At 73.8% G+C, this 26,965-nt stretch carries 25 protein-coding genes; 20 read left to right on the top strand and 5 right to left on the bottom strand.

Annotated elements, in window-relative coordinates:
* Positions 1-5: 5 nt before the first annotated feature.
* The 5 genes from sufC to O2W53_RS21565 are packed head-to-tail and all read left to right on the top strand — an operon-like array spanning position 6 to position 3,642.
* Positions 6-839: a Fe-S cluster assembly ATPase SufC gene (sufC, locus tag O2W53_RS21585; RefSeq protein ID WP_269165126.1), complete on the top strand. Its 834-nt coding sequence runs from the start codon at positions 6-8 to the stop codon at positions 837-839.
* Complete coding sequence (locus O2W53_RS21580; RefSeq protein WP_269165125.1) at positions 836-2,161, top strand: cysteine desulfurase; 1,326 nt, start codon at positions 836-838, stop codon at positions 2,159-2,161. Before sufC ends, O2W53_RS21580 begins: the two co-directional genes overlap by 4 nt.
* The gene (sufU, locus tag O2W53_RS21575; protein WP_269165124.1) at positions 2,161-2,622 is read left to right on the top strand and encodes a Fe-S cluster assembly sulfur transfer protein SufU; all 462 of its coding nucleotides are present in this window, start codon (positions 2,161-2,163) and stop codon (positions 2,620-2,622) included. The genes O2W53_RS21580 and sufU overlap by 1 nt, the downstream gene beginning before the upstream one ends.
* Before the next feature lies 1 nt (position 2,623).
* Positions 2,624-2,995, top strand: coding sequence for a metal-sulfur cluster assembly factor (locus tag O2W53_RS21570; RefSeq protein ID WP_036338662.1), 372 nt, complete (start codon positions 2,624-2,626; stop codon positions 2,993-2,995).
* An 8-nt stretch (positions 2,996-3,003) separates the two neighbouring features.
* A complete protein-coding gene (locus tag O2W53_RS21565) occupies positions 3,004-3,642 on the top strand; it encodes a GNAT family N-acetyltransferase (RefSeq protein WP_269165123.1) in 639 nt (212 codons plus the stop codon).
* 83 nt (positions 3,643-3,725) lie between these two features.
* Here the strand turns inward: O2W53_RS21565 and O2W53_RS21560 are convergent, their stop codons facing one another.
* A complete protein-coding gene (locus tag O2W53_RS21560; RefSeq protein WP_269165122.1) occupies positions 3,726-5,588 on the bottom strand; it encodes an SCO7613 C-terminal domain-containing membrane protein in 1,863 nt (620 codons plus the stop codon).
* A 125-nt stretch (positions 5,589-5,713) separates the two neighbouring features.
* Between O2W53_RS21560 and O2W53_RS21555 the strand changes: the two genes are divergently transcribed.
* The 8 genes from O2W53_RS21555 (at position 5,714) to O2W53_RS21520 (ending at position 12,740) form a co-directional block, all read left to right on the top strand.
* A complete protein-coding gene (locus O2W53_RS21555) occupies positions 5,714-7,315 on the top strand; it encodes an ABC-F family ATP-binding cassette domain-containing protein (protein ID WP_269165121.1) in 1,602 nt (533 codons plus the stop codon).
* A 188-nt stretch (positions 7,316-7,503) separates the two neighbouring features.
* Positions 7,504-7,734, top strand: coding sequence for a helix-turn-helix domain-containing protein (locus tag O2W53_RS21550; RefSeq protein WP_269165120.1), 231 nt, complete (start codon positions 7,504-7,506; stop codon positions 7,732-7,734).
* A complete protein-coding gene (locus O2W53_RS21545) occupies positions 7,731-8,504 on the top strand; it encodes an enoyl-CoA hydratase/isomerase family protein (protein ID WP_269165119.1) in 774 nt (257 codons plus the stop codon). Before O2W53_RS21550 ends, O2W53_RS21545 begins: the two co-directional genes overlap by 4 nt.
* Before the next feature lie 85 nt (positions 8,505-8,589).
* The gene (locus O2W53_RS21540; protein WP_269165118.1) at positions 8,590-10,473 is read left to right on the top strand and encodes an ABC transporter ATP-binding protein; all 1,884 of its coding nucleotides are present in this window, start codon (positions 8,590-8,592) and stop codon (positions 10,471-10,473) included.
* Positions 10,474-10,604: 131 nt separating this feature from the next.
* Complete coding sequence (locus O2W53_RS21535) at positions 10,605-10,880, top strand: hypothetical protein (protein ID WP_269165117.1); 276 nt, start codon at positions 10,605-10,607, stop codon at positions 10,878-10,880.
* 115 nt (positions 10,881-10,995) lie between these two features.
* The gene (locus O2W53_RS21530; RefSeq protein ID WP_036338644.1) at positions 10,996-11,463 is read left to right on the top strand and encodes an SgcJ/EcaC family oxidoreductase; all 468 of its coding nucleotides are present in this window, start codon (positions 10,996-10,998) and stop codon (positions 11,461-11,463) included.
* Complete coding sequence (locus O2W53_RS21525; protein WP_269165116.1) at positions 11,460-12,284, top strand: sulfurtransferase; 825 nt, start codon at positions 11,460-11,462, stop codon at positions 12,282-12,284. The genes O2W53_RS21530 and O2W53_RS21525 overlap by 4 nt, the downstream gene beginning before the upstream one ends.
* 84 nt (positions 12,285-12,368) lie before the next feature.
* A complete protein-coding gene (locus tag O2W53_RS21520; RefSeq protein ID WP_269165220.1) occupies positions 12,369-12,740 on the top strand; it encodes a hypothetical protein in 372 nt (123 codons plus the stop codon).
* Positions 12,741-12,746: 6 nt separating this feature from the next.
* Here O2W53_RS21520 and O2W53_RS21515 read toward each other — a convergent pair whose 3' ends face one another.
* The 3 genes from O2W53_RS21515 to O2W53_RS21505 all read right to left on the bottom strand — a co-directional run bounded on the left by O2W53_RS21515 (position 12,747) and on the right by O2W53_RS21505 (position 17,121).
* Positions 12,747-13,433, bottom strand: coding sequence for a sirohydrochlorin chelatase (locus O2W53_RS21515; protein ID WP_269165115.1), 687 nt, complete (start codon positions 13,431-13,433; stop codon positions 12,747-12,749).
* 65 nt (positions 13,434-13,498) lie between these two features.
* Positions 13,499-14,260: an SDR family oxidoreductase gene (locus O2W53_RS21510; protein WP_269165114.1), complete on the bottom strand. Its 762-nt coding sequence runs from the start codon at positions 14,258-14,260 to the stop codon at positions 13,499-13,501.
* Complete coding sequence (locus O2W53_RS21505) at positions 14,260-17,121, bottom strand: aconitate hydratase (protein WP_269165113.1); 2,862 nt, start codon at positions 17,119-17,121, stop codon at positions 14,260-14,262. The genes O2W53_RS21510 and O2W53_RS21505 overlap by 1 nt, the downstream gene beginning before the upstream one ends.
* Positions 17,122-17,390: 269 nt before the next feature.
* Here O2W53_RS21505 and O2W53_RS21500 point away from each other — a divergent pair, with 269 nt between their 5' ends.
* The 7 genes from O2W53_RS21500 (at position 17,391) to O2W53_RS21470 (ending at position 25,701) form a co-directional block, all read left to right on the top strand.
* Entirely contained in the window at positions 17,391-18,413 is a 1,023-nt protein-coding gene (locus O2W53_RS21500) for a phosphatase PAP2 family protein (RefSeq protein WP_269165112.1), read from the top strand.
* 9 nt (positions 18,414-18,422) lie between these two features.
* The gene (locus O2W53_RS21495) at positions 18,423-19,157 is read left to right on the top strand and encodes an SIR2 family NAD-dependent protein deacylase (RefSeq protein ID WP_269165111.1); all 735 of its coding nucleotides are present in this window, start codon (positions 18,423-18,425) and stop codon (positions 19,155-19,157) included.
* 97 nt (positions 19,158-19,254) lie between these two features.
* Positions 19,255-20,793 carry an AMP-binding protein gene (locus O2W53_RS21490; RefSeq protein ID WP_269165109.1) on the top strand — a complete coding sequence of 513 codons (1,539 nt, stop codon included), beginning with the start codon at positions 19,255-19,257 and terminating at the stop codon, positions 20,791-20,793.
* Positions 20,794-21,006: 213 nt separating this feature from the next.
* A complete protein-coding gene (locus O2W53_RS21485) occupies positions 21,007-22,407 on the top strand; it encodes a C40 family peptidase (RefSeq protein WP_269165108.1) in 1,401 nt (466 codons plus the stop codon).
* 182 nt (positions 22,408-22,589) lie between these two features.
* Positions 22,590-23,777 carry an AAA family ATPase gene (locus tag O2W53_RS21480; protein WP_269165107.1) on the top strand — a complete coding sequence of 396 codons (1,188 nt, stop codon included), beginning with the start codon at positions 22,590-22,592 and terminating at the stop codon, positions 23,775-23,777.
* On the top strand, positions 23,774-24,748 hold the full coding sequence (locus O2W53_RS21475) for a DUF58 domain-containing protein (protein WP_269165106.1): 975 nt from the start codon (positions 23,774-23,776) through the stop codon (positions 24,746-24,748). The genes O2W53_RS21480 and O2W53_RS21475 overlap by 4 nt, the downstream gene beginning before the upstream one ends.
* Entirely contained in the window at positions 24,745-25,701 is a 957-nt protein-coding gene (locus O2W53_RS21470) for a VWA domain-containing protein (RefSeq protein ID WP_269165105.1), read from the top strand. The genes O2W53_RS21475 and O2W53_RS21470 overlap by 4 nt, the downstream gene beginning before the upstream one ends.
* A gap of 34 nt (positions 25,702-25,735) precedes the next feature.
* Here the strand turns inward: O2W53_RS21470 and O2W53_RS21465 are convergent, their stop codons facing one another.
* Positions 25,736-26,707 carry a quinone oxidoreductase family protein gene (locus O2W53_RS21465; protein WP_269165104.1) on the bottom strand — a complete coding sequence of 324 codons (972 nt, stop codon included), beginning with the start codon at positions 26,705-26,707 and terminating at the stop codon, positions 25,736-25,738.
* Between the last annotated feature and the right edge of the window lie 258 nt (positions 26,708-26,965).

Below are 26,965 nucleotides of genomic sequence, written 5' to 3'. Positions count from 1 at the left end.
ACCCCGTGACCAGCCCCACCGCCACTCCCACCGCCACCGGCCTCTCGGCCGGGAGCGTGCTGGAGATCCGCAACCTGCACGTCACCGTCGGTGACGGGGACGAGACCAAGGAGATCCTCCGCGGTGTCGACCTGACCGTCCGCGCAGGCGAGACCCACGCGATCATGGGCCCCAACGGGTCGGGCAAGTCGACCCTGGCCTACTCGATCGCCGGGCACCCCAAGTACACGATCACCGGCGGCACCGTGACCCTCGACGGCGAGGACGTCCTCGCGATGACCGTCGACGAGCGCGCCCGGGCCGGCCTGTTCCTGGCCATGCAGTACCCGGTCGAGGTCCCCGGCGTCTCGGTGTCGAACTTCCTGCGCACCGCGGCCACCGCGATCACCGGCGAGGCGCCGAAGCTGCGCACCTGGGTCAAGGACGTGCGCACCGAGATGACCGCGCTCGAGATGGACAGCGCGTTCGCCGAGCGCAACGTCAACGAGGGCTTCTCCGGTGGTGAGAAGAAGCGCCACGAGATCCTGCAGATGCGCCTCCTCAAGCCGAAGATGGCGATCCTCGACGAGACCGACTCCGGCCTGGACGTCGACGCGCTCCGCGTCGTCTCCGAGGGCGTGAACCGGGCCAAGGCAGACAGCCCGGTCGGCGTCCTGCTGATCACGCACTACACGCGGATCCTCAAGTACATCAAGCCCGACTTCGTGCACGTCTTCGTCGCCGGCCGGGTCGTCGACGAGGGCGGCCCGGAGCTCGCGCAGAAGCTCGAGGACGACGGCTACGCCGCCTACGTCAAGGACTCCAACGAGCAGGCTGCCAGCGAGGCTGCATCCGCATGACCGAGACCGTCTCGCGTCCCGTGGGGGCGCGCCAGGTGCCGCTCCCGCTGGACGTCGAGGCGATCCGGGCGGACTTCCCGATCCTGTCCCGCACCGTCCGGGACGGGAAGCGGCTGGTCTACCTCGACTCGGGCGCGACCTCGCAGAAGCCGACCAGCGTCCTGGACGCCGAGCGGTGGTTCTACGAGAACGTCAACGCCGCTCCGCACCGGGGTGCGCACCAGCTCGCCGAGGAGGCCACCGCGGCCTACGAGGCGGCGCGCACCACCATCGGGGCCTTCATCGGGGCACCGGAGAACGAGGTCGTCTTCACCCGGAACAGCACCGAGGCGATCAACCTGGTCGCGTACGCGCTGTCCAACGCAGCGACCGCCAAGGAGCCGGAGTTCCGCCGGTACGCCGTCGGTCAGGGCGACGAGATCGTCGTGACCGAGATGGAGCACCACGCGAACCTGCTGCCCTGGCAGCAGTTGTGCGAGCGGACGGGGGCGACCCTGCGCTGGCTCGGGCTCACCGACGACGGCCGGCTCGACCTGTCGGACCTGGCCACCGTGGTGAACGAGCGCACCAAGCTCGTCGCGGTGACGCAGCAGTCGAACATCCTGGGCACGATCAACCCGCTGGGCGACATCGTCGCCCGGGCCCGGGAGGTCGGCGCCCTGGTGCTGGTGGACGGCGCCCAGTCGGTGCCGCACCAGCGGGTCGACGTCACCGAGCTCGGTGCGGACTTCCTGGTGTTCTCCGGGCACAAGATGCTCGGCCCGACCGGGGTCGGCGTGCTGTGGGGCCGCTACGACGTGCTCGACGCGCTGCCGCCCTTCCTCACCGGCGGCTCGATGATCGAGGTCGTCCGGATGGAGGGCAGCACGTTCATGCCCCCGCCGCAGCGCTTCGAGGCCGGCGTGCCGATGACCGCGCAGGTCATCGGGCTCGCCGCCGCCGTGGAGTACCTGCAGCGACTCGGCATGGACGCGGTGCAGGCCCACGAGGAGGCGCTCACGGAGTACGCGCTGGCGCAGCTGCAGGCCATCCCCGGCGTCACCGTGATCGGCCCGCCGGACACCGTGGCCCGCGGGGGAGCGATCAGCTTCACCGTCGAGGGCGTCCACCCGCACGACGTCGGCCAGGTCCTCGACGACCTCGGCATCGCCGTCCGGGTCGGGCACCACTGCGCCTGGCCGGTCGTGCGTCGCTACGGCGTGCCGGCCACCACCCGGGCGACGTTCTACGTGCACACCGGTTACGACGACGTCGACGCACTCGTCGAGGGCGTGCGGGAAGCCCAGCGCTTCTTCGGTGTTGCACCCAGCGAGGTGAAGTGATGCAGCTGCAGTCGATGTACCAGGACATCATCCTGGATCACTACCGGAACCCCCACGGGCGCGGACTCCGCGACCCGTTCGAGGCCGAGGTGCACCACGTCAACCCGACGTGTGGTGACGAGGTCACCCTGCGGGTGCACCTGGAGGGCGAGACCATCGCCGACGTCTCCTACGAGGGCATGGGCTGCTCGATCAGCCAGGCCTCGGTCTCGGCGATGTACGACCTGGTGATCGGCAAGAGCGTGACCGAGGCGATGCACACCGGCGAGCAGTTCATGACGCTGATGCAGAGCAAGGGCAACGCGACCGTGGCCGAGGAGCTCGAGGACGACCTGGAGGACGCCGTGGCGTTCGCCGGCGTCTCGAAGTACCCGGCGCGGGTCAAGTGCGCACTGATGAGCTGGATGGCGCTGAAGGACGCGAGCGCCCGCGCCCTCTCCACGACGAATGAGGCGAACTGAGATGACCGAGCCCACCACCCCCGACGCCGGCCTGTACGGCGGCAAGTCCGCCCTGATCGAGGACCTCGAGGAGGCCATGCGCGACGTCGTCGACCCCGAGCTGGGCGTCAACGTCGTCGACCTCGGTCTCGTCTACGGGCTGGACGTCGACACCGACGCCAACGTGGCGATCATCGACATGACGCTGACGTCGGCGGCCTGCCCGCTGACCGACGTGATCGAGGACCAGGCCCGCCAGGCCCTCACCGGCGGCCCCGGCCCCGGCCTGGTCGGCGACATCCGGATCAACTGGGTCTGGATGCCGCCGTGGGGCCCGGACAAGATCACCGATGACGGCCGCGAGCAGCTGCGGGCCCTCGGCTTCCGGGTCTAGTCCTGCAGTTGCGCACGTTGCTCGACCAGCTGGCCGTGGGGGAGACCCCGCCGGCTGCTGCGAGTGTCACGACCGTGCCGGCGCCTGCCCTCCTCGACGGACGGCGGGCGCCGGCACTCGTCGTCGGGGGGACCGGCTGGCACGTCGTGGCCGCAGACGTCGACCCGGACTGGGTCGCCGCGCAGGTCGCGCGCGAGCCGATCGAGGCGCCGCTGGGGGCCCGCTTCCTGTCGGCGCTGGCCGACCAGGTCGGCGCGGAGCCCGGCGTGCTGGACGGGCTGCTGATCGCCCCGCCGGCTCCGGTGCGCCCGAGCCTGGAGCTCGCGGAGGTCGCGCCCGGCGAGCACCCGAGGGTGCGGCGGGCGCTGCGGCACCGCTCCGGCGTCCGGGTGTGGACGACGCCGGACAGCGCCGCCCTGCTGGTCCTGGGCCGTGGTGTCGGCGGCCGGTGGGAGGCCAGTGTGGAGGTCCACCCGTCGGCCCGGGGTCGTGGTCTGGGCACCGCGCTGGCCGCTGCGGCCCCGGCGCTGGTGCCCGGCGGCGAGCCGCTGTGGGCGCAGGTCGCCCCGGCCAACACCGCCTCGCTGCGGTCGTTCCTGGCGGCGGGCTGGCGCCCGGTCGGCGCCGAGGTCCTCTTCAGCTCCTGACCCGTGGCCTCATCGAGTTCAGGTCCGGGACTGTGCCGCGTCCAGGCCTGTGGTCACCGATTACAGCTGCTGTAACGGTGGCGTCAGCGCAGGTCCGTGACGCGGGCGAGGGCTGCGCGGGCGCGCGTCCGACGCTGCTCGTAGACCGCCCCCGCGGCGAGCAGGACAGCTCCGGCCGCCCCGACCGCGAGCAGGCCGGTCAGGGGCAGGTGGACGACCAGTCGCCCCAGGGCCACCGCGGTCAACGACGCGGCACCGACCACCAGCGGGGCCTGCACCTGCCAGCGGCTGCCCGCGGTCGCGGAGAGCGTGGCGGCGAGGACGACCAGCACCAGCCGCAGCAGGTCCGGCTCGGTGGCCGCCAGCCAGACCGACGGGACGAAGGCGACCACCAGTCCCGGGCCCCAGGCCGGCCAGGACGCGCCGCGGGTCAGTCGTCGTCCTGAGTACAGCCACAGCACCATGGCGGCCGGGAGCGTGTAGGCCTCCGGCACGCCGATCCCGGCGCTGCCGGCGGCCAGCCAGGCGGCCAGGACCAGCGCGGTGCACCCACCGGCCCGGACGGGTGCCCGGTCGGTGACCGTGCCGGAGGCGATGAAGCCCACGCCGACGACGGCCAGGGCGAGGGCCAGGCCGGGCAGGTGCCCGGTGCCGGCCAGGTGCGCCAGCCCGGCAGCGGCGACCGCCGCGGCCGTCCAGGTCAACGGCAGCTCCGCGGGCTGCCCGCGCAGGGCGGTCGCGGCGCCGAGGGCCAGCAGGCACCACAGCACCAGCAGCTGACCGGCCGGCGCCGACCCGAGACTGCCGTCGGCCTCGGCCAGCAGCACGGCGGCGGCCAGGCAGCCCACCACGACCGGCAGCGCCCACCGGCGGTCGCTGGGCCGCCGGGCGGCGACCACCAGCGCGGGGACGGCGGCGACCGCGACCAGGGCAGCCAGCGCCGTCCAGCGTCCCGACCCGAGCAGCTGCACGACGGCCAGCCCGGTGAGCACCGCGGCGGCGGCGAGACCCGACGGGCGGAGCAGGCGGGACGGTCCCGGGGAGGCCACCGCACCGACCACCGTCGCGAGCGCCAGGCCGAGGTAGCCGCTGGTCAGCACCCCGACCGGCCCCGCGGCCTGCAGTAGCCCGGCGACGGCGGCCCCGGCCACCAGCCCGGCCACCAGCCCGGCCGCCACCGGGACGGCGGCCGGGGGACCCAGCACGGGCCGCAGGTCTGCTCGTCGAGGCAGCGCGAGCAGCGCACCGGCCGCCAGCAGCATCAGAGCGGAGGGCACCAGCGCGGCGGCGACCGACTCCGTCGTCCACACGTGGGCGGTGGCCTCCACGACCCCCGTCACCCACCAGGCGGCCGCGGTGACCAGGGTGACCACCGCGACGGCCCGGCGGACGGTCAGCGTGATCACCAGCCCGGCGACGGCGGTGGCCAGCACGGCGGAGGCGTGCGGGGCCAGCGACAGCCCGGAGCCGGTCAGCGCGCTCAGCACCGCCCCCTGCCCGGCTCCCCAGGCGGCGATCGGCCAGGTGAGCGTCGTCCGCGCGATCAGGCCGAGGACGACGAAGACCGCGGCGAGCAGGGACAGCAGCACCGCGCTCGGGCCGCCGGGGCCGTCCCCGGCCGACCACGCGGCCACCGCGGCGAGCACCACGGCGGCGGAGGCGAGGGCCTCCTCGCTGCTGCGGAGGCCCCGGCGCCCCGCGCGCAGCGACCCCAGGGTCGCGGCGACGGTGAGCAGGGCGACCACGAGGAGGCCCGGGACGGAACCGGCGTCCGTGAGCGTGGCCGCGCCTGCGGCGACCACGGCGACCGCGCCGGCGCCGAGGAGCACCTGCTGGGGTGCGACGTCGCCGGTGCCGGTGTCGGTCGGCGCCGCGTCCGTCGGCGCCGTGGTCGACGGGGGACGGCCCAGCGGCGGTGGGTAGACCACCTCAGGGCTGCCGGGCACCGCTCACCTCCGCTGTCTGGACCGTCGCCTGCGACCACGGCTGGTGCCCTGCGTACCCCAGGTGACGTGGAGGTCACCTGGCAATCCGGTCGGCCGATGGCGGTCGAGCGCCTATCATGGGGTCAGTGATCACGACGACCGGCCTCGAGCTGCGTGCCGGCGCCCGGATCCTCATCAGCGAAGCCGATCTGCGGGTCCAGCCCGGTGACCGAATCGGGCTGGTCGGGCGCAACGGTGCTGGCAAGACGACGACCCTGACCACCCTCGCCGGGGAGCGCGTGCCGCACGCCGGCAAGGTCGACGTGACCGGTGAGCTCGGCTACCTCCCGCAGGACCCGCGCAGCGGCGACCTCGACATCACCGCCAGCGACCGCGTGCTGTCCGGCCGCGGCCTGGACGTGCTGAAGGCGCAGCTGACCAAGGCGCAGGTGGCGATGGCCGAGCCCGCCGACGACGCCGAGATGGACCGCGCCGTCCGGCAGTACGGGCGGCTGGAGGACCAGTTCGCCGCGCTCGGTGGATACGCCGCGGAGAGCGACGCGGCCCGGATCTGCACCAACCTCGGCCTGCCCGACCGGGTGCTCCAGCAGCCGCTGCGCACGCTCTCCGGCGGCCAGCGCCGCCGCGTCGAGCTGGCCCGGATCCTCTTCTCCGACGCCGACACGCTGCTGCTCGACGAGCCCACCAACCACCTGGACGCCGACTCCATCGTCTGGCTCAAGGGCTACCTGGCCAGCCACCGCGCCGGGCTGATCGTCATCAGCCACGACGTCGAGCTGCTGGCCGCCGTCGTCAACAAGGTGTGGCACCTCGACGCCAACCGCGCCACGGTCGACGTCTACAACCTCGGCTGGAAGCGGTACCTGGACGCCCGGGAGACCGACGAGCGACGCCGCCGGTCCGAGCGCGCCAACGCCGAGAAGAAGATCGACGCACTCTCCGCCCAGGCGGACAAGATGCGGGCCAAGGCCACCAAGGCCAAGGCCGCGCAGAGCATGGACAAGCGCGCCCAGCGACTGGCCGCGGGCCTGGAGCAGGTCCGGGTGCAGGACAAGGTCGCGAAGCTGCGCTTCCCGACGCCGGCCCCGTGCGGCAGGACGCCGCTCACCGCCGAGCACCTCAGCAAGAGCTATGGCTCGCTGGAGATCTTCACCGGCGTCGACCTGGCCATCGACAAGGGCACCCGGGTCGTCGTCCTGGGCTTCAACGGCGCGGGCAAGACCACCCTGCTGCGCATGCTGGCCGGCACCGAGCAGCCGGACACCGGTGAGGTGAAGGCCGGGCACGGGCTGCGGGTCGGGTACTACGCGCAGGAGCACGAGACGATCGACATGGACCGCACGCTGCTGGAGAACATGCGGTCCTCGGCTCCGGGGAGCACCGACACCGAGCTGCGGAAGATCCTCGGCGCCTTCCTCTTCTCCGGCGACGCCGTCGACCAGCGGACCGGCACGCTGTCCGGTGGTGAGCGCACCCGGCTGGCGATGGCCACGCTGGTGGTCTCCGGCGCCAACGTGCTGCTGCTGGACGAGCCGACCAACAACCTGGACCCGGCCAGCCGCGAGCAGGTGCTCGAGGCGCTGCGCACCTACCAGGGCGCGATCGTGCTGGTGACCCACGACGAGGGCGCGGTGCACGCACTGAACCCCGACAAGGTGATCATCCTGCCCGACGGCACCGAGGACACCTGGAGCGCCGACTTCGCCGATCTGGTCTCGCTCGCGTAACGACAGGATCCGGTCGCCCCGCGGTGACCTGCTGATTCGGCGGTGCGCGTTCTTGTTGCGGTGGCCGACCCTCCCGGCCTGGGTGATCATGGCCAGTGGGACGCCGAGGTCACCGGGACATCGGCGCCGGGGGATCAGCGGGATGTCGTCGGCAGGAGTCGGCAGCACCCCTGACACGGAGGGGAGTCATGGCCGACTCGAGCACTGCGGACCTGAGCAAGGGCAAGAGGATCACCGGGGACGACCGGACGTCGCTGGCCGGCGAGCTCCGGGAGCGTTACGACGGCGGGGAGAGCATCCGCTCGCTGGCCACCTCCACCAACCGCTCCTACGGTTTCGTGCACCGTCTGCTGTCGGAGTCGGGCGCCACCCTCCGCGGTCGGGGTGGGGCGAACCGGAACGCCAAGAAGTCTGCGTGAGTGAGCAGCCCGACGGCTGGGTGAGGACGGCGCGCGAGGGCGCCGTCCTCACCGTGACCCTCGATCGGGCCGACCAGCTCAACGCGCAGACCCCGGCCACCTGGGCGGCGCTGCGCGCGGTCGGGGAGTCACTGGACGACGGCGTGCGCGTGGTCGTCGTCCGCGGCGCGGGCCGGGCGTTCTCCGCCGGCCTGGACCGCACGCTCTTCAGCGCCGACCCCGGGGTGCCCGGTGGGCTGGCCGAGCTGGGCTCGCTGCCCACCGAGGCGGCCCAGGAGCGCATCCGGGGGTACCAGGCGGCGTTCCGCTGGCTGCGCTCGCCCGGCGTCGTCTCGGTGGCGGCGGTGCAGGGGCACGCCATCGGCGCGGGCGCCCAGCTGGCGCTCGCCTGCGACCTCCGGGTGTTCACCGAGGACGCCCAGCTGCGGCTGCCCGAGGCCGGCCTCGGGCTGGTCCCCGACCTCACCGGTACCAGCACGCTGGTCGAGCTGGTCGGCTACAGCCGCGCCGTGGAGATCTGCCTGACCGGCCGGGCGGTGGGCGCGGCCGAGGCCGTGACCACCGGGCTGGCGAACCTCGCCGTCCCGACCGCCGAGCTCGACGGGGCGGTGGCCGACCTGGTCGCCGCGCTGCTGGGGCCGGACGCCGACGCCGCCCGGGAGACGCTGGCGCTGGTGCGCTCGGCCGTCCGCAACGGGCCCGACGAGCAGGACGCCGCCGAGCGGGCGGCCCAGGTGCGCCGGCTGCGGAGACTGGCCGGGCGGGACTGACCGGACGGAACACGGCGGCCGCCCCGGCTGTTCGGCTCGGTGATCAACCGGATCCAGCAACAGGGGGCGTGTCGTGGACTCACCGATGACGTCCATGGCGGCGATGCGGTCGTTCAGCACCGACCGCTCGGTCACGTCCCACGGCGTCCCCAAGGGGACGGTGCGCCGGATCCTGGGCATCGCGGGTCCCTACCGGCGCGAGCTCATCGGCTTCCTGGCGCTGGTCGTCTTCTCCGCGGTGATCGGGGTCGTCACCCCGCTGCTGGCCGGCGACATCGTCAACCGGATCGCCAACCTGACCGGCACGGCCGGCGACATCGTCCGGATCGCGCTGTTCATCGCCGGGCTGGCCGTGCTCGACGCTGCCAGCTCGCTCGTGCAGCGCTGGTACTCCGCCCGGATCGGCGAGGGCGTCATCTACGACCTGCGCACCCGGGTCTTCGAGCACGTCCAGCGGATGCCGGTCGCGTTCTTCACCCGGACCCAGACCGGTGCGCTGGTCAGCCGGCTGAACAACGACGTCATCGGCGCCCAGCGGGCCTTCACCTCCACGCTGTCCGGGGTCGTCTCCAACGTGATCGCCCTGGTGCTGACCGCCGGGGTCATGTTGAGCCTCTCCTGGCGGATCACCCTGCTGTCGATCGTGATGGTGCCGCTGTTCGTGGTGCCGGCCCAGCGGATCGGCAAGAAGCTGCAGACGATCACCCGGGAGTCCTACGGGCTCAACGCCTCGATGAACGCCACGATGACCGAGCGGTTCAACGTCGCCGGGGCGCTGCTGGTCAAGCTGTTCGGCCGGCCCGAGGTCGAGGCGGACTCCTTCCGCGGCAGGGCGTCGCGGGTGCGCGACATCGGTGTGCTCTCGGCGATGTACGGCCGCACCTTCTTCACCGCCCTCACCCTGGTCGCCGCGCTGGCCACCGCCCTGGTCTACGGGCTCGGTGGCTGGCTGGCGTTCACCGGGCAGCTGTCCGCCGGTGACGTCGTCGCCCTGGCGCTGCTGCTGGCGCGGCTCTACGGGCCGCTGACCGCGCTGGCCAACGTGCGGGTCGACGTGATGAGCGCGTTGGTCAGCTTCGACCGGGTGTTCGAGGTGCTCGACCTGGCGCCGATGATCGCCGAGGCCCCCGACGCGGTGCCGGTACCGGCCGAGGACCGGTCCCTGGAGTTCGAGTCGGTCTCCTTCCGCTACCCGTCGGCGGCGGAGGTGTCGCTGGCGTCGCTGGAGGACGTCGCCGTCCCCGAGCACGGGCAGCCGGCCGAGGTGCTGCACGACGTCTCCTTCCGGGCCGAACCGGGCCAGCTGGTCGCCCTGGTCGGCACCTCGGGCGCCGGGAAGTCGACGATCGCCGCGCTGGTGTCCCGGCTCTACGACGTCACCGAGGGCACGGTGCGGGTCGGTGGGGTCGACGTCCGGCAGGCCACCACCGCCTCGCTGCGCGACGCGATCGGCGTGGTCAGCCAGGACGCCCACCTGTTCCACGACACGATCCGGGCCAACCTCCGCTACGCCAAGCCCGACGCCACCGAGGACGAGCTGTGGTCGGCGCTCACCGGGGCCCGGATCGCCGCGCTGGTGCACTCCCTGCCCGACGGGCTGGACACCGTGGTCGGCGACCGCGGGCACCGGATGTCCGGCGGGGAGAAGCAGCGGCTGGCGATCGCCCGGGTGCTGCTGAAGGCACCGGGCATCGTGATCCTGGACGAGGCGACCGCCCACCTGGACAGCGAGTCCGAGGTGGCGGTGCAGCACGCGCTGGACGCGGCGCTGGCCGGACGGACCTCGCTGGTGATCGCGCACCGGCTGTCCACCATCCGCGGAGCCCACCAGATCCTGGTGGTCGACGCCGGCCGGATCGTCGAGCGCGGCACCCACGACGAGCTGCTCGCCGCCGGCGGCCACTACGCAGACCTCTACCGGACCCAGTTCGCCCCGGCCGGAGAGGACCGGGCCGTCCAGGTCGGATGAGCGGAGCGTCCGGAGCGGTATACCCACCGTGGTGGCCGTGCCGGAGGGCAGTGGCGAGCACTGCGCACCGGCCGCGCCCGTGGCACGTTCCCCCCGACGGCGCCCGTCACCCGAGCCATGGGAGGCCCACCTTGACCATCCAGCCGCCGCCATCCGTCGCCTCCGGCCGGCCGTGCCCGGTGACCGTGCCGCCGGCCGGCGACGTCCCGTCCCTGGAGCTGTTCCTCGGGGACGCCGAGTTCACCGTCGACAGCGGCGGGCCGCTGCTGGTCCGCGGCCACGGCGTGCCGCTCGACGAGCGGGTCCGCTTCCACGAGAAGGACGAGATCGGCGGCAAGGACGTCCGCGTCTGGCACGTGTCACAGCGGGACGGTGGGTTCGTCGCCGAACCCCTCGCCGCCTTCTGAGCGGCACCTCCGGACCCAGGTCGGACCACGGCTCGAGGGCACGGGGTCGGCCCCGGCGGGGCGGGCACACTACGGTCACTCCTGACCCACTCGTACCACCCGCAGGAGCACTCCCTTGAGCGCAGGTCATCCGCAGGACACCCAGATCCGGGCGCTGTACGCGCGGTACCTGGCGGGATGGAACCAGCGCAGCGGCGTGACGGTGTCCTCGGTCTTCGCTGACGACGGCGAGCTCATCGACCTCGACGGCACCCTGCGCAGCGGCCGGCTCAGCATCGCCGCCGACATGCGCCGGATGTTCACCGAGCACGCCACACCCACCTTCGTCGGCGTCGTGCGCTCGGTGCGCAGGCTGACCGACGGCGTGGTCGTGCTGCACGCGGTGGCCGGGATGGTGCCGCCCGGGGGCGACGCCGTCGACCCGTCCCGGCACACCGTCCACGCGCTCACCGCCGTCGAGGACGGGGGGCGCTGGAAGGTCGCCCTGCTGCAGAGCACCCCGGCCCGCTACGGCGGCCGGGCCGGCGCCCTGAACGCGCTGACCGAGGAACTGGAGGCAGCGCGGCACGAGGCAGCACGGTGACCGTGTTGATCGCGGCCGAGGAGCTGCTCGGCCGCACCGGCGACGTCGTCCTGCTCGACGTCCGCTGGGCGCTCGGGAGGTCGGACGGCCGGGAGCAGCACCGGGCCGGTCACCTGCCGGGCGCCGTCTACGTCGACCTGCCCACCGAGCTCGCCGCCGACGCGTCACCGGAGGCGGGGCGGCACCCGCTGCCCTCGGTACAGGCACTGCAATCAGCGGCCCGTCGGTGGGGGATCTCCACCGGCTCGCGGGTCGTCGTCCACGACGCGACGGGCGGCCTGGCGGCGGCCCGGGCCTGGTGGCTGCTCCGCTGGGGCGGCCACACCGACGTATCGATCCTCGACGGCGGGCTGGCGGCCTGGACCGCGGCCGGTGGCGAGCTGGAGGCCGGCGACGTCGTCCCCGAGCCCGGCGACGTGGTGCTGACCGGCGGGGGGATGCCCGTGCTCACCGCGGACGAGGCGGCTGCGCTGCCCGCAACGGGCGGGGTGCTGCTGGACGCCCGGGCCGGTGAGCGCTATCGCGGCCAGGTCGAACCGGTCGACCCGCGGGCCGGCCATGTGCCCGGTGCGGTCAGCGCCCCTACCACGGAGAACCTGGCCACCGACGGTCGCTTCGCTACAGCCGCTGTACTGACCGAGCGGTTCGCCGCGCTGGGCGTCCGGCCGGGGACGACGGTGGGCGTCTACTGCGGCTCCGGCGTCACCGCCGCACACGAGGTGGCTGCGCTCGCCGAGGCCGGCATCGAGGCGGCCCTGTGGCCCGGTTCGTGGTCGCAGTGGTCCGCCGACCCCGACCGCCCGGTCGCCACCGGCCCCTGAGGGCCGAAGTCGCGATCTTGGCCCTGCGGGGGCGAACAGAACCGCGGGAGATCCTCCCGGGTCGGTAGCCTGCGCCGCGTGATCATGATCGTCGCGGTCGTGGGTGTCGTGGTGCTGGGCTGCCTGGCCGTCTTCCAGGTGTCGCTGATCGCCGGTGCGCCGCTGGGCCGGTTCGCGTGGGGCGGGCAGCACGTCGTCCTGCCGGCGGCGCTGCGGATCGGCAGCGCGGTGTCCCTCGTGCTCTACGGGCTGTTCGCCGCGCTCATCCTGCAGGTGGCCGGTGCGCTGGACGTCCTCCCGCGCGGTGTGGCCGACGTGGCCATCTGGGTGCTCACGGCGTACTTCGCGGTCGGGGTGCTGATGAACGCCGCCTCACGCAGCCGTCGGGAGCGCCTGGTGATGACGCCCGTCGCGCTGGTGCTGGCCGTCGTCTGCCTGGTGCTGGCGCTGCAGTGAGCGGGATCAGGCCGGGGTGAGGGCTGCGTCGTAGCGGTCGAGCAGGACGGCGGCGATCCGCTCGTCGGGCAGCAATGGCGCCGTGACGCAATCCGCGCCGGCGCCCTGGAGCTTGTCGTGGAAGTGTCCGGGCGCGAGCAGGTAGGCGGCGACGACGACCCGCTGGGCGCCGGCCGCGCGCGCGGCGGCGACCGCGTCGGGCACGGGGGGCTGGGCGGCCGAACCGTAGCCGGTGGTGACCGGGCCGGCCCAGTCGCGCTGGAGCAGCGCGGCGGTGTCCTCGACGTCCTGCACCGAGCGCTTGTCGCTGGAGCCGGCGGCGGCCAGGACGATCGCGGTGGCCGGGTCGGCGCGGTCCGCGCTGGCGGCGACCAGCCGGTCGGTGAGCACGCCCACCAGCCGGGCGTCGGGTCCCAGCGGCCGGGCTGCCACCGCCGACGGGTGGTCGGCGACGGCACCGGCGATGTCGACGTGCACGTGGTACCCGCCAGACAGCAGCAGCGGGACGACGACAGCCGGGGTCGCCGACTCGCCCAGCCCGCGGACGACGTCGACGACGGTGGGCGGCTGCACGTCGACGAAGGCCGCGGTGGTGGTGAGCCCCGGCCGCAGGGCGCGGGCGGCGAGCGCCAGCTGACCGATCAGCCGCCGGCCGGTGGGGTTGCGGGTGCCGTGCGCGCAGGCGACCAACACGGGCTGGCCCCCTCGTAGGGGCCCGCCGCGAGCTTGCGAGTCGTGGGGGATGAGGGGGTCCTTTCTCACAGTGCGCGGGTGATGCCGCCGTCGACGGCGAGCATGGTGCCGGTGACGTAGGAGGCGGCGGGGGAGAGGGCGAAGGCGGCGACCGCGCCGAACTCCTCCGGGCGGCCCACCCGGCGCAGCGGGATGGACGCCTCGGTGCGGGTGCGGGCGGCAGCCGGGTCGCCGGAGGCCGCCTCGATCTCGGTGACCCGGTCGGTGGCGATCGTGCCGGGCAGCAGCCCGAAGACCCGGATGCCGCGGGGCCCGAGCTCGTCGGCGAGCGCCTTGGTGGTCATCGCCAGCCCGGGCCGCAGGCCGTTGGAGATGGCCAGGTGCCCGATCGGCTGGCGCACCGAGGTGGAGAGCACCAGCCCGATCGCGGCGTCGGGGGACAGGTGCGGCACGAGCGCCCGGATCAGCCGGAGCGGCCCGAGCAGCACGCTCTCGACCCCGGCCCGCCAGGCGTCCTCCGGGACATCCAGCACGCTGCCCGGTGCGGGCCCGCCGACGGAGATCAGTGCGCCGTCGACCCGGCCCAGCCGGTCGACCGCCGCGCCGACCAGATCCTCGGCGGCCGCGGGGTCGGCCAGGTCGGAGGCCAGCCCGGACGCCGCCGGCGCCCCGCCGAGCGAGGCGACGGCGGCGTCGACCGACTCGGGGGACCGGGAGCTGATCAGCACCCGGGCCCCGTCGTCGACGAGGGCCCGGGCGGTCGCGAACCCCAGCCCCCGGCTGGCGCCGGTGAGCAGGAGCCCGCGGCCGCCCAGGCCCAGGTCCATCAGGCGGAGACGGTGCCGCGGAGCGAGCGCAGCACGTACTGCATGATCCCGCCGTTGCGGTAGTAGTTCGCCTCGCCGGGGGTGTCGATCCGGACGCGGGCGTCGAACTCCACGTCGCCCGCCTTGACCTTCACCGTGCGGGGGATCGTGCCGTCGTTCAGCGCGGTGACCCCGGTGATGGTGAACTCCTCGTCCCCGGTCAGGCCGAGCGACTCGGCCGACTCGCCCTCGGGGAACTGCAGCGGCAGGACGCCCATGCCGATCAGGTTCGACCGGTGGATGCGCTCGTAGCTCTGCGCGACGACCGCCTTGACGCCGAGCAGCGCCGTCCCCTTGGCCGCCCAGTCACGGGAGGACCCGGAGCCGTACTCCTTGCCGGCCAGCACCACCAGCGGCACGCCGGCCTCGGCGTAGGCCCGCGAGGCGTCGTAGATCGACGTGGTCTCGCCGGTCAGGTGGTTCTTGGTGACACCGCCCTCGGTGCCGGGCACCAGCAGGTTGCGCAGCCGGATGTTGGCGAAGGTGCCGCGGATCATCACCTCGTGGTTCCCGCGCCGGGAGCCGTAGGAGTTGAAGTCGCGGCGCTCGATGCCGTGCTCCTGCAGGTACTTCCCGGCGGGGCTGTCGGCCTTGATGGAGCCGGCCGGCGAGATGTGGTCGGTGGTCACCGAGTCACCCAGCACCGCCAGGGTGCGCGCCCCGGAGATGTCCTCGACGGGGGACGGCTCGGCCGGCATCCCGTCGAAGTACGGGGGCTTGCGGACGTAGGTGCTCTGCGCGTCCCACTCGAAGGTGTCGCCCTCCGGGGTGGGCAGCGCCTGCCACTGCTCGGTGCCGGCGAACACGTCCTGGTAGCTGCGGCCGAACTGCTCCGCGGAGACGGCGTGGTCGATGACCCGCTGGACCTCCTGCGGCGAGGGCCAGATGTCGCGCAGGTACACGTCGTTGCCGTCGGTGTCCTTGCCCAGCGAGTCGTTGTTCAGGTCGACGTCCATCGACCCGGCCAGCGCGTAGGCGATGACCAGCGGGGGGCTGGCCAGGTAGTTCATCTTGACGTCGGGGTTGATCCGGCCCTCGAAGTTCCGGTTGCCCGACAGGACCGAGACGACGGCGAGGTCGGCCTCGTTGACGGCGGCCGAGACCGGCTCGGGGAGCGGGCCGGAGTTGCCGATGCACGTGGTGCAGCCGTAGCCGACCAGGTAGAAGCCGAGCTTCTCCAGGTAGGGGGTGAGCTCGGCCTTCTCGTAGTAGTCCATGACGACCTTGGACCCCGGCGCCAGCGTCGTCTTCACCCACGGCTTGCTGGTGAGGCCCCGCTCGACGGCGTTCTTCGCCAGCAGCGCGGCGCCGATCATGACCTGCGGGTTGGAGGTGTTGGTGCAGGAGGTGATGGCGGCGATCACCACGTGACCGTGGTCGACGTAGGTCTCGGTGCCGTCCTCCATCACGACCTTGGTCGGCTTGTTCGGCCGGTCGGGGAGCACGTGGTCGGACACGAACGGGTGCGGCTTGCCGGCCTCGCCGTTGCCGTGCCCGAACGGGCTCACCGGGTCCGACGCCGGGAAGGACTCCGCGGACGCCTCGTCGGCGGCGGACTCGACGCCGTAGGGCTGCTCGTTGGACGGGACGCCGGGCTTCCGGTCCTCCCCGCCGGTCTCGCCGTCGGCGACGTAGGCCGGCAGCGCCTCGCGCCAGGCCTCCTTGGCGTCGGTGATCGCGACCCGGTCCTGCGGGCGCTTCGGGCCGGCGATCGAGGGGACGACGGTGGCCAGGTCCAGCTCCAGGTACTCGGAGAAGACCGGCTCGCGGGACGCGTCGTGCCAGAGGCCCTGCTCCTTGGCGTAGGTCTCGACCAGCTTGACCTGCTCGGCGCTGCGGCCGGTCAGCTCCAGGTAGGTGATGGTCTCCTCGTCGATCGGGAACATCGCCGCGGTGGAGCCGAACTCCGGGCTCATGTTGCCGATGGTGGCGCGGTTGGCCAGCGGGACCGCCGAGACGCCGGCGCCATAGAACTCGACGAACTTCCCGACCACGCCGTGCTGGCGCAGCATCTCGGTGATCGTGAGGACCAGGTCGGTCGCGGTCGCGCCGTCGGGCAGCTGGCCGGACAGCTTGAAGCCGACGACCCGGGGGATGAGCATCGACACGGGCTGGCCGAGCATCGCGGCCTCGGCCTCGATGCCGCCGACGCCCCAGCCCAGCACGCCCAGGCCGTTGACCATGGTGGTGTGGCTGTCGGTGCCCACGCAGGTGTCGGGGTAGGCGAGGGTGCGGTCACCCTCCTGCCGCGGGAAGACCACGCGGGCCAGGTGCTCGATGTTGACCTGGTGCACGATGCCGGTGCCCGGGGGGACGACCTTGAAGTCGTCGAAGGCGCCCTGGCCCCAGCGCAGGAACTGGTAGCGCTCGCCGTTGCGCTGGTACTCGATCTCGACGTTGCGCTCGAAGGACTCCGGCGTGCCGAAGACGTCGGCGATGACCGAGTGGTCGATGACCAGCTCGGCCGGGGCCAGCGGGTTGATCTTCTGCGGGTCGCCGCCGAGGTCGGCCATCGCCTCGCGCATGGTGGCCAGGTCGACGATGCACGGGACGCCGGTGAAGTCCTGCATCACCACACGGGCCGGGGTGAACTGGATCTCCTGGTCCGGCTCCGCGGACGGGTCCCAGTTCGCCAGGGCGCGGATGTGGTCGGCGGTGATGTCCGCGCCGTCCTCGGTGCGGAGGAGGTTCTCCAGCAGGACCTTCAAGCTGAAGGGCAGCTTGTCGGCGCCCTCCACCGCGTCGAGCCGGAAGATGTCGTACTCGGTCCCGTCGACGTCGAGCGTCGCCCGGGCTCCGAAGCTGTTCTTGCTGGCTGCCACTCTTGCGCCTCACCCTCGCTGGTCCTGCGCGCGTCCTGCGCCTCGATGTGCCACCCCCGATCATCCCAGCCCTCGGCCGGTTGTGTGGAGCAAGGCCACCCTTCCTCACCCTCGGTGAGCATCCTCACGACGGACGGCGCTCGGGCCCGGGTGCCGTTCCCGACCCCACGTGCCCGGCCAGTCACCGCAGTCACGGGGGACGCGCGCCCACGGCGTGCCGTGCGCCGGCGGCCGCCACACGTGCGCTGGGTCACCTAGCGTGCCGCGCCATGACCCTCGCGGAGACCACGGGAACGACGACGTCCCCGGTCGGGCAGCCGGACCTCCCGGCGGCCCGCCACCGCGGTGCGCGCGCGCTGGGGACCGGCGGGCTGCTGGCCGCCTTCGTCGCCACCTGTCTCGTCACCGGCCTGCCGACCGATCGCCTGGTGCTGCTGGGCTGGGTGCTGGCGGTGCTGGCGGTGCAGTCCCTGGGCCGGGGATGGCCGGTGCTGCTGCGGCTGTTCGCCGACTGGCTGCCGCTGGCCGGGGTCCTGCTTCTCTACGACCTCAGCCGCGGGTTCGCCGACGGGCTGGGCGTGCCGGTTGCCGTCGGTGAGCTCGCGGCCGCCGACCGCTGGCTCGCCGGTGGCGTGCTGCCCACAGTCTGGCTGCAGGAGCACTGGGGCAGCGAGGCGTGGGCGGTGTTCGCGTCGCTGGTCTACAGCAGCCACTTCGTGGTGACGCCGGTGGTGCTCGGGGTCCTCTGGCTGCGCGACCGGAGCCGCTGGACGGCGTTCGCCCGGTTGGTCGTGGGGCTGTCGGCGGCCGGGCTGGTCACCTACGTGCTGTACCCGGCCGCCCCGCCGTGGCTGGCCGCGAAGGACGGCGTCATCGAGCACGTGGACCGGCTGAGCAACTCCGGCTGGGCCGTGCTGGGGCTGCAGAAGGCAGGTGCACTGCTGTCGGCCGGGCAGGGGCAGGTGAACCAGGTGGCGGCGGTGCCCTCGCTGCACACCGCCTTCGCCGTCCTGACCGCGCTGGTGCTGCTGCCGGTCGCGCACCGGGTCTGGCAGCGGGTGGCGCTGGTCGGCTACGCGGTGGCGATGCCGGTCGTGCTGGTGTGGTCCGGGGAGCACTACGTGGTGGACACGCTGCTCGGGGCGGTCTACGCCGGGGCGGTGTGGCTGCTGGTGCCGCGGCTGGTCGCGGCGGCGTCCCGCGCGGTCCGGCGCCCGGCGCTGCCGCCCGTGGTCGCCGGGCCGCTGCGGTCGGAGGTCGGGGAGCCGCTGCCGGAGGCGGTGGCTGCCTAGCCTGGGGAGGTGACCCCTCCCGCCTGGCTCGCCGAGGCACGCCGGATCTGCGTGCTCACCGGGGCCGGCATCTCCACCGACAGCGGCATCCCCGACTACCGCGGCCCCAACGGCGTCTGGACCCGCGACCCGGACGCGGAGAAGCTGGTGACCCTCTCGTACTACGTCGCCGACCCGGAGATCCGCCGCCGGGCCTGGTTGATGCGCCGGGACACCGCCCCCGATGCGCGCCCCAACGCCGGCCACGCCGCGCTGGTCGAGCTGGAGCGGCAGGGCCGGCTGCGGGCGCTGCTCACCCAGAACGTCGACGGGCTGCACACCGCCGCCGGCAGCAGCGCGGTGCTGGAGCTGCACGGCACGGTCCGCGAGGTCGAGTGCCTGGCCTGCGGTGCGCGCACGCCCATGGCGGAGGCACTGGCCCGGGTGGACGCGGGCGAGGCCGACCCCGCCTGCGTCGACTGCGGCGGCGTCCTCAAGTCGGCGACGATCAGCTTCGGCCAGGCACTGGACGCCGACGTGCTCGACGCCGCCGCGCAGGCCGCCGCCGACTGCGACGTCCTCCTGGCCGTCGGCACCTCCCTGGGCGTGCACCCGGCGGCCGGGCTGGTCGAGGTGGCCTCCGCCTCCGGCGCCCGGGTGGTCATCGTCAACGCCGAGCCGACCCCCTACGACGGGCTCGCCGACCTGGTCGTGCGGGAGCCGATCAGCGAGGCGCTGCCCCGGTTGCTGGCCGCCGCGGACTGAGCGGCTCGTGGTCGCGCGCCGTGGCCGTTAGCGTGACGGCGACCACGTTCGGACAGCGGCCGGCACCGCAGCCGGCCTCGGCCCCGGGGAGCCCGGCATGCGCGTGCCCTTGACCACCCGTGACTTCCTCGACCGGGCGGAGCTGGTCTACGGCGACCGGCTCGGCGTCGTCGACGAGCCGACCCAGCCGGCGGCCTCGCTGGGGGAGCTGAGCTACCGCGACGTGGCCCGACGGGCCCGGGCGATCGCCGCCGGGCTGGACGCGCTGGGCATCGGCGAGGGGGAGCGGGTGGCGGTGGTCAGCCACAACTCGGCCCGGCTGCTCGAGCTGCTCTACGCCGTCCCCTCGTTCGGCCGGGTGCTCGTGCCGGTCAACTTCCGGCTGGCGCCGGCGGACTTCGCCTACATCGTCGAGCACTGCGGCGCGCGCGTGCTGCTGGCCGACCCGGAGGTGGAGTCGCAGCTGTCCGGCATCGACGTCCCGCACCGCTTCCTGCTGGGCGAGGAGTACGAGTCCGGGCTGCTCCGGCACGACGCGGAGCCGCGGCCGTGGTCCGCGCCGGACGAGGACGCCACCGCGACGATCAACTACACCAGCGGGACGACGGCGCGGCCCAAGGGCGTGCAGATGACCCACCGCAACCTCTGGGTCAACGCCACCACGTTCGGCCTGCACATGCAGGTCAGCGACCGTGACGTCTACCTGCACACGCTGCCGATGTTCCACTGCAACGGCTGGGGGCTGCCCTACACGGCGGCCGGCGTGGGGGCCACGCAGATCGCGTTGCGCAAGGTCGACGGCGCCGAGATCCTCCGCCGGGTGGAGCAGCACGGCGTCACGCTGATGGCCGGTGCACCCGCCGTCTGGAACGCCGTGCTCGACGCGGCCGCCGACTGGGACGGCGAGGTGCCCGGGCGGGACCGGGTGCGGATCATCGTCGCCGGGGCGCCGCCGCCCTCGCGCACGATCGCCCGGGTGGAGGAGGAGCTGGGCTGGGAGTTCAACCAGATCTACGGGCTCACCGAGACCGCGCCGCTGCTGACGATCAACCGGCCCCGGGCCGAGTACGACGAGATGGACGTGCAGACCCGGGCGAAGGCGCTGTCCCGGGCCGGGTCGCCGGCGCTGGGCACCCGGATCAGCACCAGCGAGTCCGGTGAGGTGCTGGCGCAGGGCAACACCGTGCTGGCCGGCTACTGGGAGAACCCGGAGGCCTCCGCCGACGCCCTCGACGGCGGCTGGTTCCACACCGGCGACGGCGGCTCCGTCGACGACGCCGGCTTCCTCACCATCTCCGACCGGAAGAAGGACGTGATCATCTCCGGCGGGGAGAACGTCTCCTCCATCGAGGTGGAGGACGCCGTCTTCAGCCACCCCGCCGTCGCCGAGGTCGCGGTGATCGGCGTGCCCGACGACCGGTGGGGGGAGATGGTGACCGCGCTGGTCGTGCTGGCCGAGGGCGCCACCGCCTCCGAGGCGGACATCATCGCGCACTGCCGGACGACGCTGGCCGGCTATAAGGCCCCCAAGCGGGTGGAGTTCCGCGACGGCATCCCGCGCACCGCCACCGGCAAGATCCAGAAGTTCAAGCTGCGGGAGTCCTTCTGGGCGGACTCCGAGCGCCAGGTCAACTGAGGGCCTGCCGGCCCGGTCCCTTGGGCTGGGCCGGTGCTCACCGTGCGTGCTGATCCACCTCACCCCGACGGGGGAGGTCCCTCCGACGGCGCTCAGCCGTTCACCCGATCCGGTCGATGACCCCGCGAGAGCACACCCCGAGGGGTGTGCCGGGACTGGTCGAGACCGGCGTCGTCGAACACCCTGGCGCCGGGCAACGGAGGAGTCGGGTTCGTGCACGCACAGGTCGGTACGCAGGTCAGCACAGGACGACGAGCAGGTGCCCGCTGGGTGCAGCGTGCGCTCGCCGCCGGCACCGTCGTCGCCGCGTGTCTGGTGGTCGCCCCCGGGACGGCCGCGGCGGCACCGAGCGACAGCGAGATCTCCGCCGCCCAGCAGGCCCGCGAGGAGGCCGCCGCCCGGGTCGGGGCGATCACCGGTCAGCTCGCCGGGGCGCAGGCCGCGGTCGACGAGGCCCGCATCGGGTCGCAGATCGCGCTGCAGGACTACGAAGAGCGTCAGGGCGCCTACGACGAGGCGCGCGCCGCCGCCGACGCGGCGCAGGCCGCTGCCGGCCAGGCTGCCGCCGACGTCGCGGTGGGCAAGGGCGAGGTCGCCGCCTTCGCCCGGGACAGCTACAAGCAGGGCAGCACCAACCCCGGTGCCCGGGCGCTGATGACCGCCGGTGGACCGGGGGAGCTGATCGAGCGCGCTGCGCTGCTCGGCGCCGTGGGGGAGCACCGGGTCGACGTCGTCGCCGAGCTCACCGTGCTGCAGGAGCAGGCGACCGTCGCCGAGCAGGCCGCCCAGCAGGCGGTCGGCGAGGCCGAGACGCTGAAGACCGAGGCCGCCGAGCTGCTGGCCGCCGCGCAGGTGCAGGAGGTCGCCGCCCGCGGCCAGGCTGCTGCCCTGGCCACCCAGCAGGTCGAGGTGGAGCAGGAGCTCGTGCAGGCGCAGCAGACGCTGTTCGGCCTGGAGGGTGCGCGGCAGGCGGCCGAGGAGCGCGCGGCCGCCCAGCGGGCCGCGGCCCCGGCTCCCTCGCCGTCCCCGGCCGCTCCGTCGCCGTCCTCGGGGAGCGGCCGCTCGGCGCCGGCTCCGGCACCGGCGCCCGCGCCGGCTCCGGCTCCGGCTCCCGCGCCCGCTCCCGTGCCGGTCCCGGTGGCACCCAGGCCCGCCCCGGCGCCGGCCCCGGTGCCGAACAACGCCGGTGCCCCGTCCGGGTCGGCCGTGCAGACCGCCATCGCGGCGGCGAAGACCCAGCAGGGCCTGCCCTATTCGTGGGGTGGTGGCGGCAGCCGCGGTCCCAGCTACGGCATCCCGCCGGACACCCACATCTGGGGCTTCGACTGCTCGGGGCTGACCGAGTACGCCTACGCCCAGGCCGGCATCGCCATCGGTGGCACCAGCCGGGCGCAGTGGGCCCGCTTCAGCGACCGGACGGTGGGCCGCAACGACCTGCAGGCCGGCGACCTGGTGTTCTGGGGGAGCGGCAGCAACTACAGCTCGATCTACCACGTGGCCCTGTACATCGGCGGCAACAAGGTCATCCAGGCTCCGCAGAGCGGGGACGTGGTGCGGATCAGCACCATGTGGTTCGGCAGCGACTACTTCGGTGCGGTGCGCCCCACCGCCTGAGGCCGGCCCGGCACGCGTGTGAGGCGTCGGGCAGCCACGGGGGGAGCTGCCCGACGCGAGCGTCAGGCTAGCAGTCCAGCCGGTCTCCGGGCAGGGGACGACGACGCCCCGAACGGGTGTCGTCGTCCCCCGCACGACGCAGCCGCGGTCGCCCGCACAGGCAGGTGTAGGACACTCGACGCGTGACCGCCGCAGGCAGCTCGCCCGCCCCCGAACAGCCCACCCCGCCCTCGGTCGACGCCGCCCGCCTGGAGCGTGCGCTGTTCGAGATCAAGCGGGTCATCGTCGGCCAGGACCGGCTGGTCGAGCGGATGCTCGTGGGGCTGCTGGCTCGGGGGCACGTGCTCCTCGAGGGCGTGCCCGGCGTCGCGAAGACCCTTGCCGTGGAGACCCTCGCGACCGTCGTCGGCGGCAAGTTCTCCCGGCTGCAGTTCACCCCGGACCTGGTGCCGGCCGACATCATCGGCACCCGGATCTACAAGTCCGGCCAGGACACCTTCGCCACCGAGCTCGGCCCGGTGTTCGCCAACTTCCTGCTCGCCGACGAGATCAACCGTGCGCCGGCCAAGGTGCAGTCGGCGCTGCTGGAGGTCATGGCCGAGCGGCAGGTGTCCATCGGCGGGGTCACCCACCCGCTGCCCGACCCCTTCCTGGTGCTCGCCACCCAGAACCCGATCGAGAACGAGGGCGTCTACCCGCTCCCTGAGGCCCAGCGCGACCGCTTCCTGCTCAAGGTGCTCGTCGACTACCCGAGCCCGGAGGAGGAGCGCGAGATCATCTACCGGATGGGGTCGACCCCGCCGGAGGCGCAGCCGGTGCTGGGGCCCGAGGACGTGCGCCGGCTGCAGCGCACCGCCTCGGAGGTGTTCGTGCACCACGCGCTGGTCGACTACGTCGTCCGACTCGTGGTGGCGACCCGGGCGCCGCACGAGCACGGGATGCCCGACGTCGCCAGCTGGGTCTCCTACGGCGCCAGCCCGCGCGCCTCGCTGGGCCTGATCGCCTCCAGCCGGGCGCTGGCGCTGATCCGCGGCCGCGACTACGTGCTGCCCCAGGACGTGCTCGACGTGACCGGTGACGTGCTGCGGCACCGCCTGGTGCTCTCCTACGACGCGCTGGCCGACGGCGTACCGGCCGACCACATCGTCAAGCGGGTGGTGCAGAGCGTGCCGCTGCCGCAGGTCACCCCGCGGCAGCGCGCCGCCGGCTACGGGCCCGGTTCCCCCGGTGGCCCGTCGGTGCCCGGCTTCGGCGGCCCGTCGTTCGGCCCGCCGCAGGGCGGCCCGAACGGTGCCCCGCAGGGCAGCCCGAACGGTGCCCCGCAGGGTGGCGGTCGTCCCGACGGCGGCTTCGGGCCGCAGTCGGTGTGACCGGTCCGGACGACACCGGCCGGGCGGCGGGGAACGGCGCGCCGCCGCACTTCGGCCCCGGCAGCAACTCGGCGGTGCTGCTGCGCCGCCTGGAGCTGACCGTCCGCCATCGGCTGGACGGGCTGCTGCAGGGCGACCACCTCGGGCTGGTGCCCGGCTCGGGCAGCGAGGCCGGTGACTCGCGGACCTACCACCCCGGGGACGACGTCCGGCGGATGGACTGGCCGGTGACCGCGCGCACCCAGGTGCCGCACGTCCGGGAGACCATCGCCGACCGCGAGCTGGAGACGTGGGTCGTCCTCGACCTGTCGGCGAGCCTGGACTTCGGCACGGCCGAGTGCGAGAAGCGGGACCTGGCGATCGCCGGGCTCGCGGCGGTGAGCCACCTGACCGTGCACGGCGGCAACCGGCTGGGCGCCGTCGTCACCACCGGCGAGCGGGTCGACCGGTACCCGGCCAGCCCCGGGCGGCTGGCCGCCGACCGGCTGCTGCGGTCCGTCGTCGCGACCCCGCGGGCCGGCGCCGGCCGGCGCGGCGACCTGGCCGAGGCGCTGGAGTCGTTGCGCCGCCCGCCGCGGCGCCGCGGACTGGTGGTGGTGATCTCGGACTTCCTCGGATCGGATGCGCAGGGCACCGCCGACTGGGAGCGCCCGCTGCGGGGGCTGTCGGCCCGGCACGACCTGCTGGCCATCGAGGTGGTCGACCCGCGGGAGCTGGAGCTGGCCGACGTGGGGCTGCTGACCGTCGTCGACCCGGAGACCGGCCAGACGCTCGAGGTGCCCACCGGCAACGCAGAGGTCCGCCGCCGCTTCGCCGAGGGCGCCGCCGCGCAGCGCCGTGAGATCGCCGCCGCCCTGCGCCGGGCCGGTGCCGGGCACCTGAGACTGCAGACCGACCGCGACTGGCTGGCCGACGTCGTCCGCTACGTCGCCGACCGCCGGCGCGCCGGCAGCGGAGGGGCCTCCCGATGACCTTCCAGTCCCCGTGGTGGCTGACCGCGCTGCTGGCGGTGGTGGCCCTCGTCGGCCTCTACGTGGTGCTGCAGCGCCGCCGGGCCAAGTACGCCGCCCGGTTCACGAACGTGGCGCTGCTCGGTTCGCTGGTGCCGAAGCGGGCGGGCTGGCGCCGGCACGTCGCCTTCGGGCTCGTCGCCCTGGGCCTCGCGGTGCTGGTCACCTCGCTGGCGCAGCCGAGCACAGAGGTCCGGGTGCCGCGGGAGCGCGCCACGGTGATCATGGCCGTCGACGTCTCGCTGTCGATGCGGGCGACCGACGTCGAGCCCGACCGCTTCCAGGCCATGCAGCTGGCGGCCGAGGAGTTCGTCGAGGTGCTGCCGGAGCGGATCAACCTGGGCCTGGTCGCCTTCGCCGGGACGGCGGCCACCCTCGTCACGCCGACCACGGACCGGGACGAGGTGCTCACCGCGATCGACAACCTGGAGCTGGCCGAGGCGACGGCGATCGGGGACGCGATCTTCACCTCGCTGACCGCCATCACCAACTACCAGGCGACGCTGGCCTCGGAGGGCATGGAGGCGCCGCCGGCGCGGATCGTGCTGCTGTCCGACGGGTACAGCACCGTGGGGCGGGAGGCGACCCAGGCGATCGACGCGGCCAACGCCGCCTCGGTCCCGGTCTCCACGATCGCGTTCGGCACCGACTACGGCACGCTGGACATCAACGGGGAGCGGGTGCCGGTGCCGGTCGACCGGGCCACGCTGGAGCAGATCGCCGAGGAGACCGACGGCAGCTACAGCGAGGCGGCCAGCGCCGAGGAGCTGTCGGAGGTGTTCGAGGACCTGGGCAGCCAGATCGGCTACACCACCGAGCCGCAGGACATCAGCCCGTGGTTCGTCCGCGGCGGCCTGCTGTTCGCGTTCCTCGGCGTCGTCGCGTCCCTGCTCTGGACCAACCGGCTGCTGTAGCCCCTCCCCGGGTGCGCCGGGGAGGGGCAGGTGCTCAGCGGGTCGGGTCGAGGACGAGCTTGCCGGTGGTGCGGCGGGCGAGCAGGTCCTGGTGGGCCTCGCGGACGGCGGTCAGCGGGTAGCGGCCGCCGGAGACCGGCTTCAGGCTGCCGTCGGCGACCATCGACAGCAGGTCGGTCATCGCGGCGTCCATCATCTCCGGCCGGGTCATGCAGTGCGCCAGCCAGAAGCCGATGACCGCCCGGCTGGTGCCCATGAGCGCGGGCACGGCGACCGTGGCGGGGGCCTCGCGCCCGGCCATGCCGTAGGCGACCAGCCGGCCGAACGGGGCCAGCGCCGACAGCGACCCGTTGAACACGTTGCCGCCGGTCATCTCCAGCACGATGTCGACCCGCTTGCCGCCGTTGGCCTCGCGGAGTGCCGCGGTGAAGGACTTCGGGTCGTCGTTGGCCAGCGCCGGGTCGACCGTGGCGTCGGCGCCGAGGGACTCGGCGAGTTCACGCTTCTCCGGGCTGGAGGCGGTCGCGATGACCCGGCCGGCGCCCCAGCGCTTGGCCAGCTGGATCGCCAGCGTGCCGACCCCGCCGGCGCCGGCGATGACGACGACGGACTCGCCCTCGGCCAGGTGGGCGGAGGTGCGCAGCAGGTGCCAGGCGGTGGCGCCCTGCAGGACGACGGCGAGCGCCTGCTCGTCGGTCACCCCGTCCGGCACCGGCCAGGTCAGCCGCGGGTGCGCGGCCACCTTCTCCGCGTAGCCGCCGCCGGGCAGCAGCCCCACCACGCGCTGGCCGCCACCGGCCGGGGTGCCGACGAACTCGGCCCCCGGGATCAGCGGCAGCTGCTGCTTGGCGAGGTAGCTGTCCTCGGTCTGATGTGTGTCGGCATAATTGATGCCGGCGGTCGAGACGTCGAAGAGCTGCTCGCCGTCTCCCGGGGTGGGGTCGGGCAGGTCGACGACGTTGAGGACCTCGGGGCCACCGAACTCGGTGATCTGCACGGCTCGCATGACGGAGAGGCTATGACCTGGCCCAGCCCGTCACCGGCCGAGGTCGCGGGGAGGGGCAAGCAGGCGCCCCTCCGCGTGTCTGGGCGCTGCCCTTCCTCCTGTCGCGCCATGTCTTCTGCGGCAGGGCGGAGAACGACTCCATGGCGGCCGTCCGACACCGTGGTCCCGGGCTCGGCCCCGTCTTCGACGTCGGCGACCTCCATCCGGTTCGTCAGGCCGACTCGCTGATCCCGAAGTCGGCCGCGATCTGCTCCAGGT

Source organism: Modestobacter sp. VKM Ac-2978, from assembly GCF_026968025.1.
Classification (GTDB): Bacteria; Actinomycetota; Actinomycetes; order Mycobacteriales; family Geodermatophilaceae; genus Modestobacter.
This window is presented reverse-complemented; position numbering and strand designations above follow the sequence as displayed.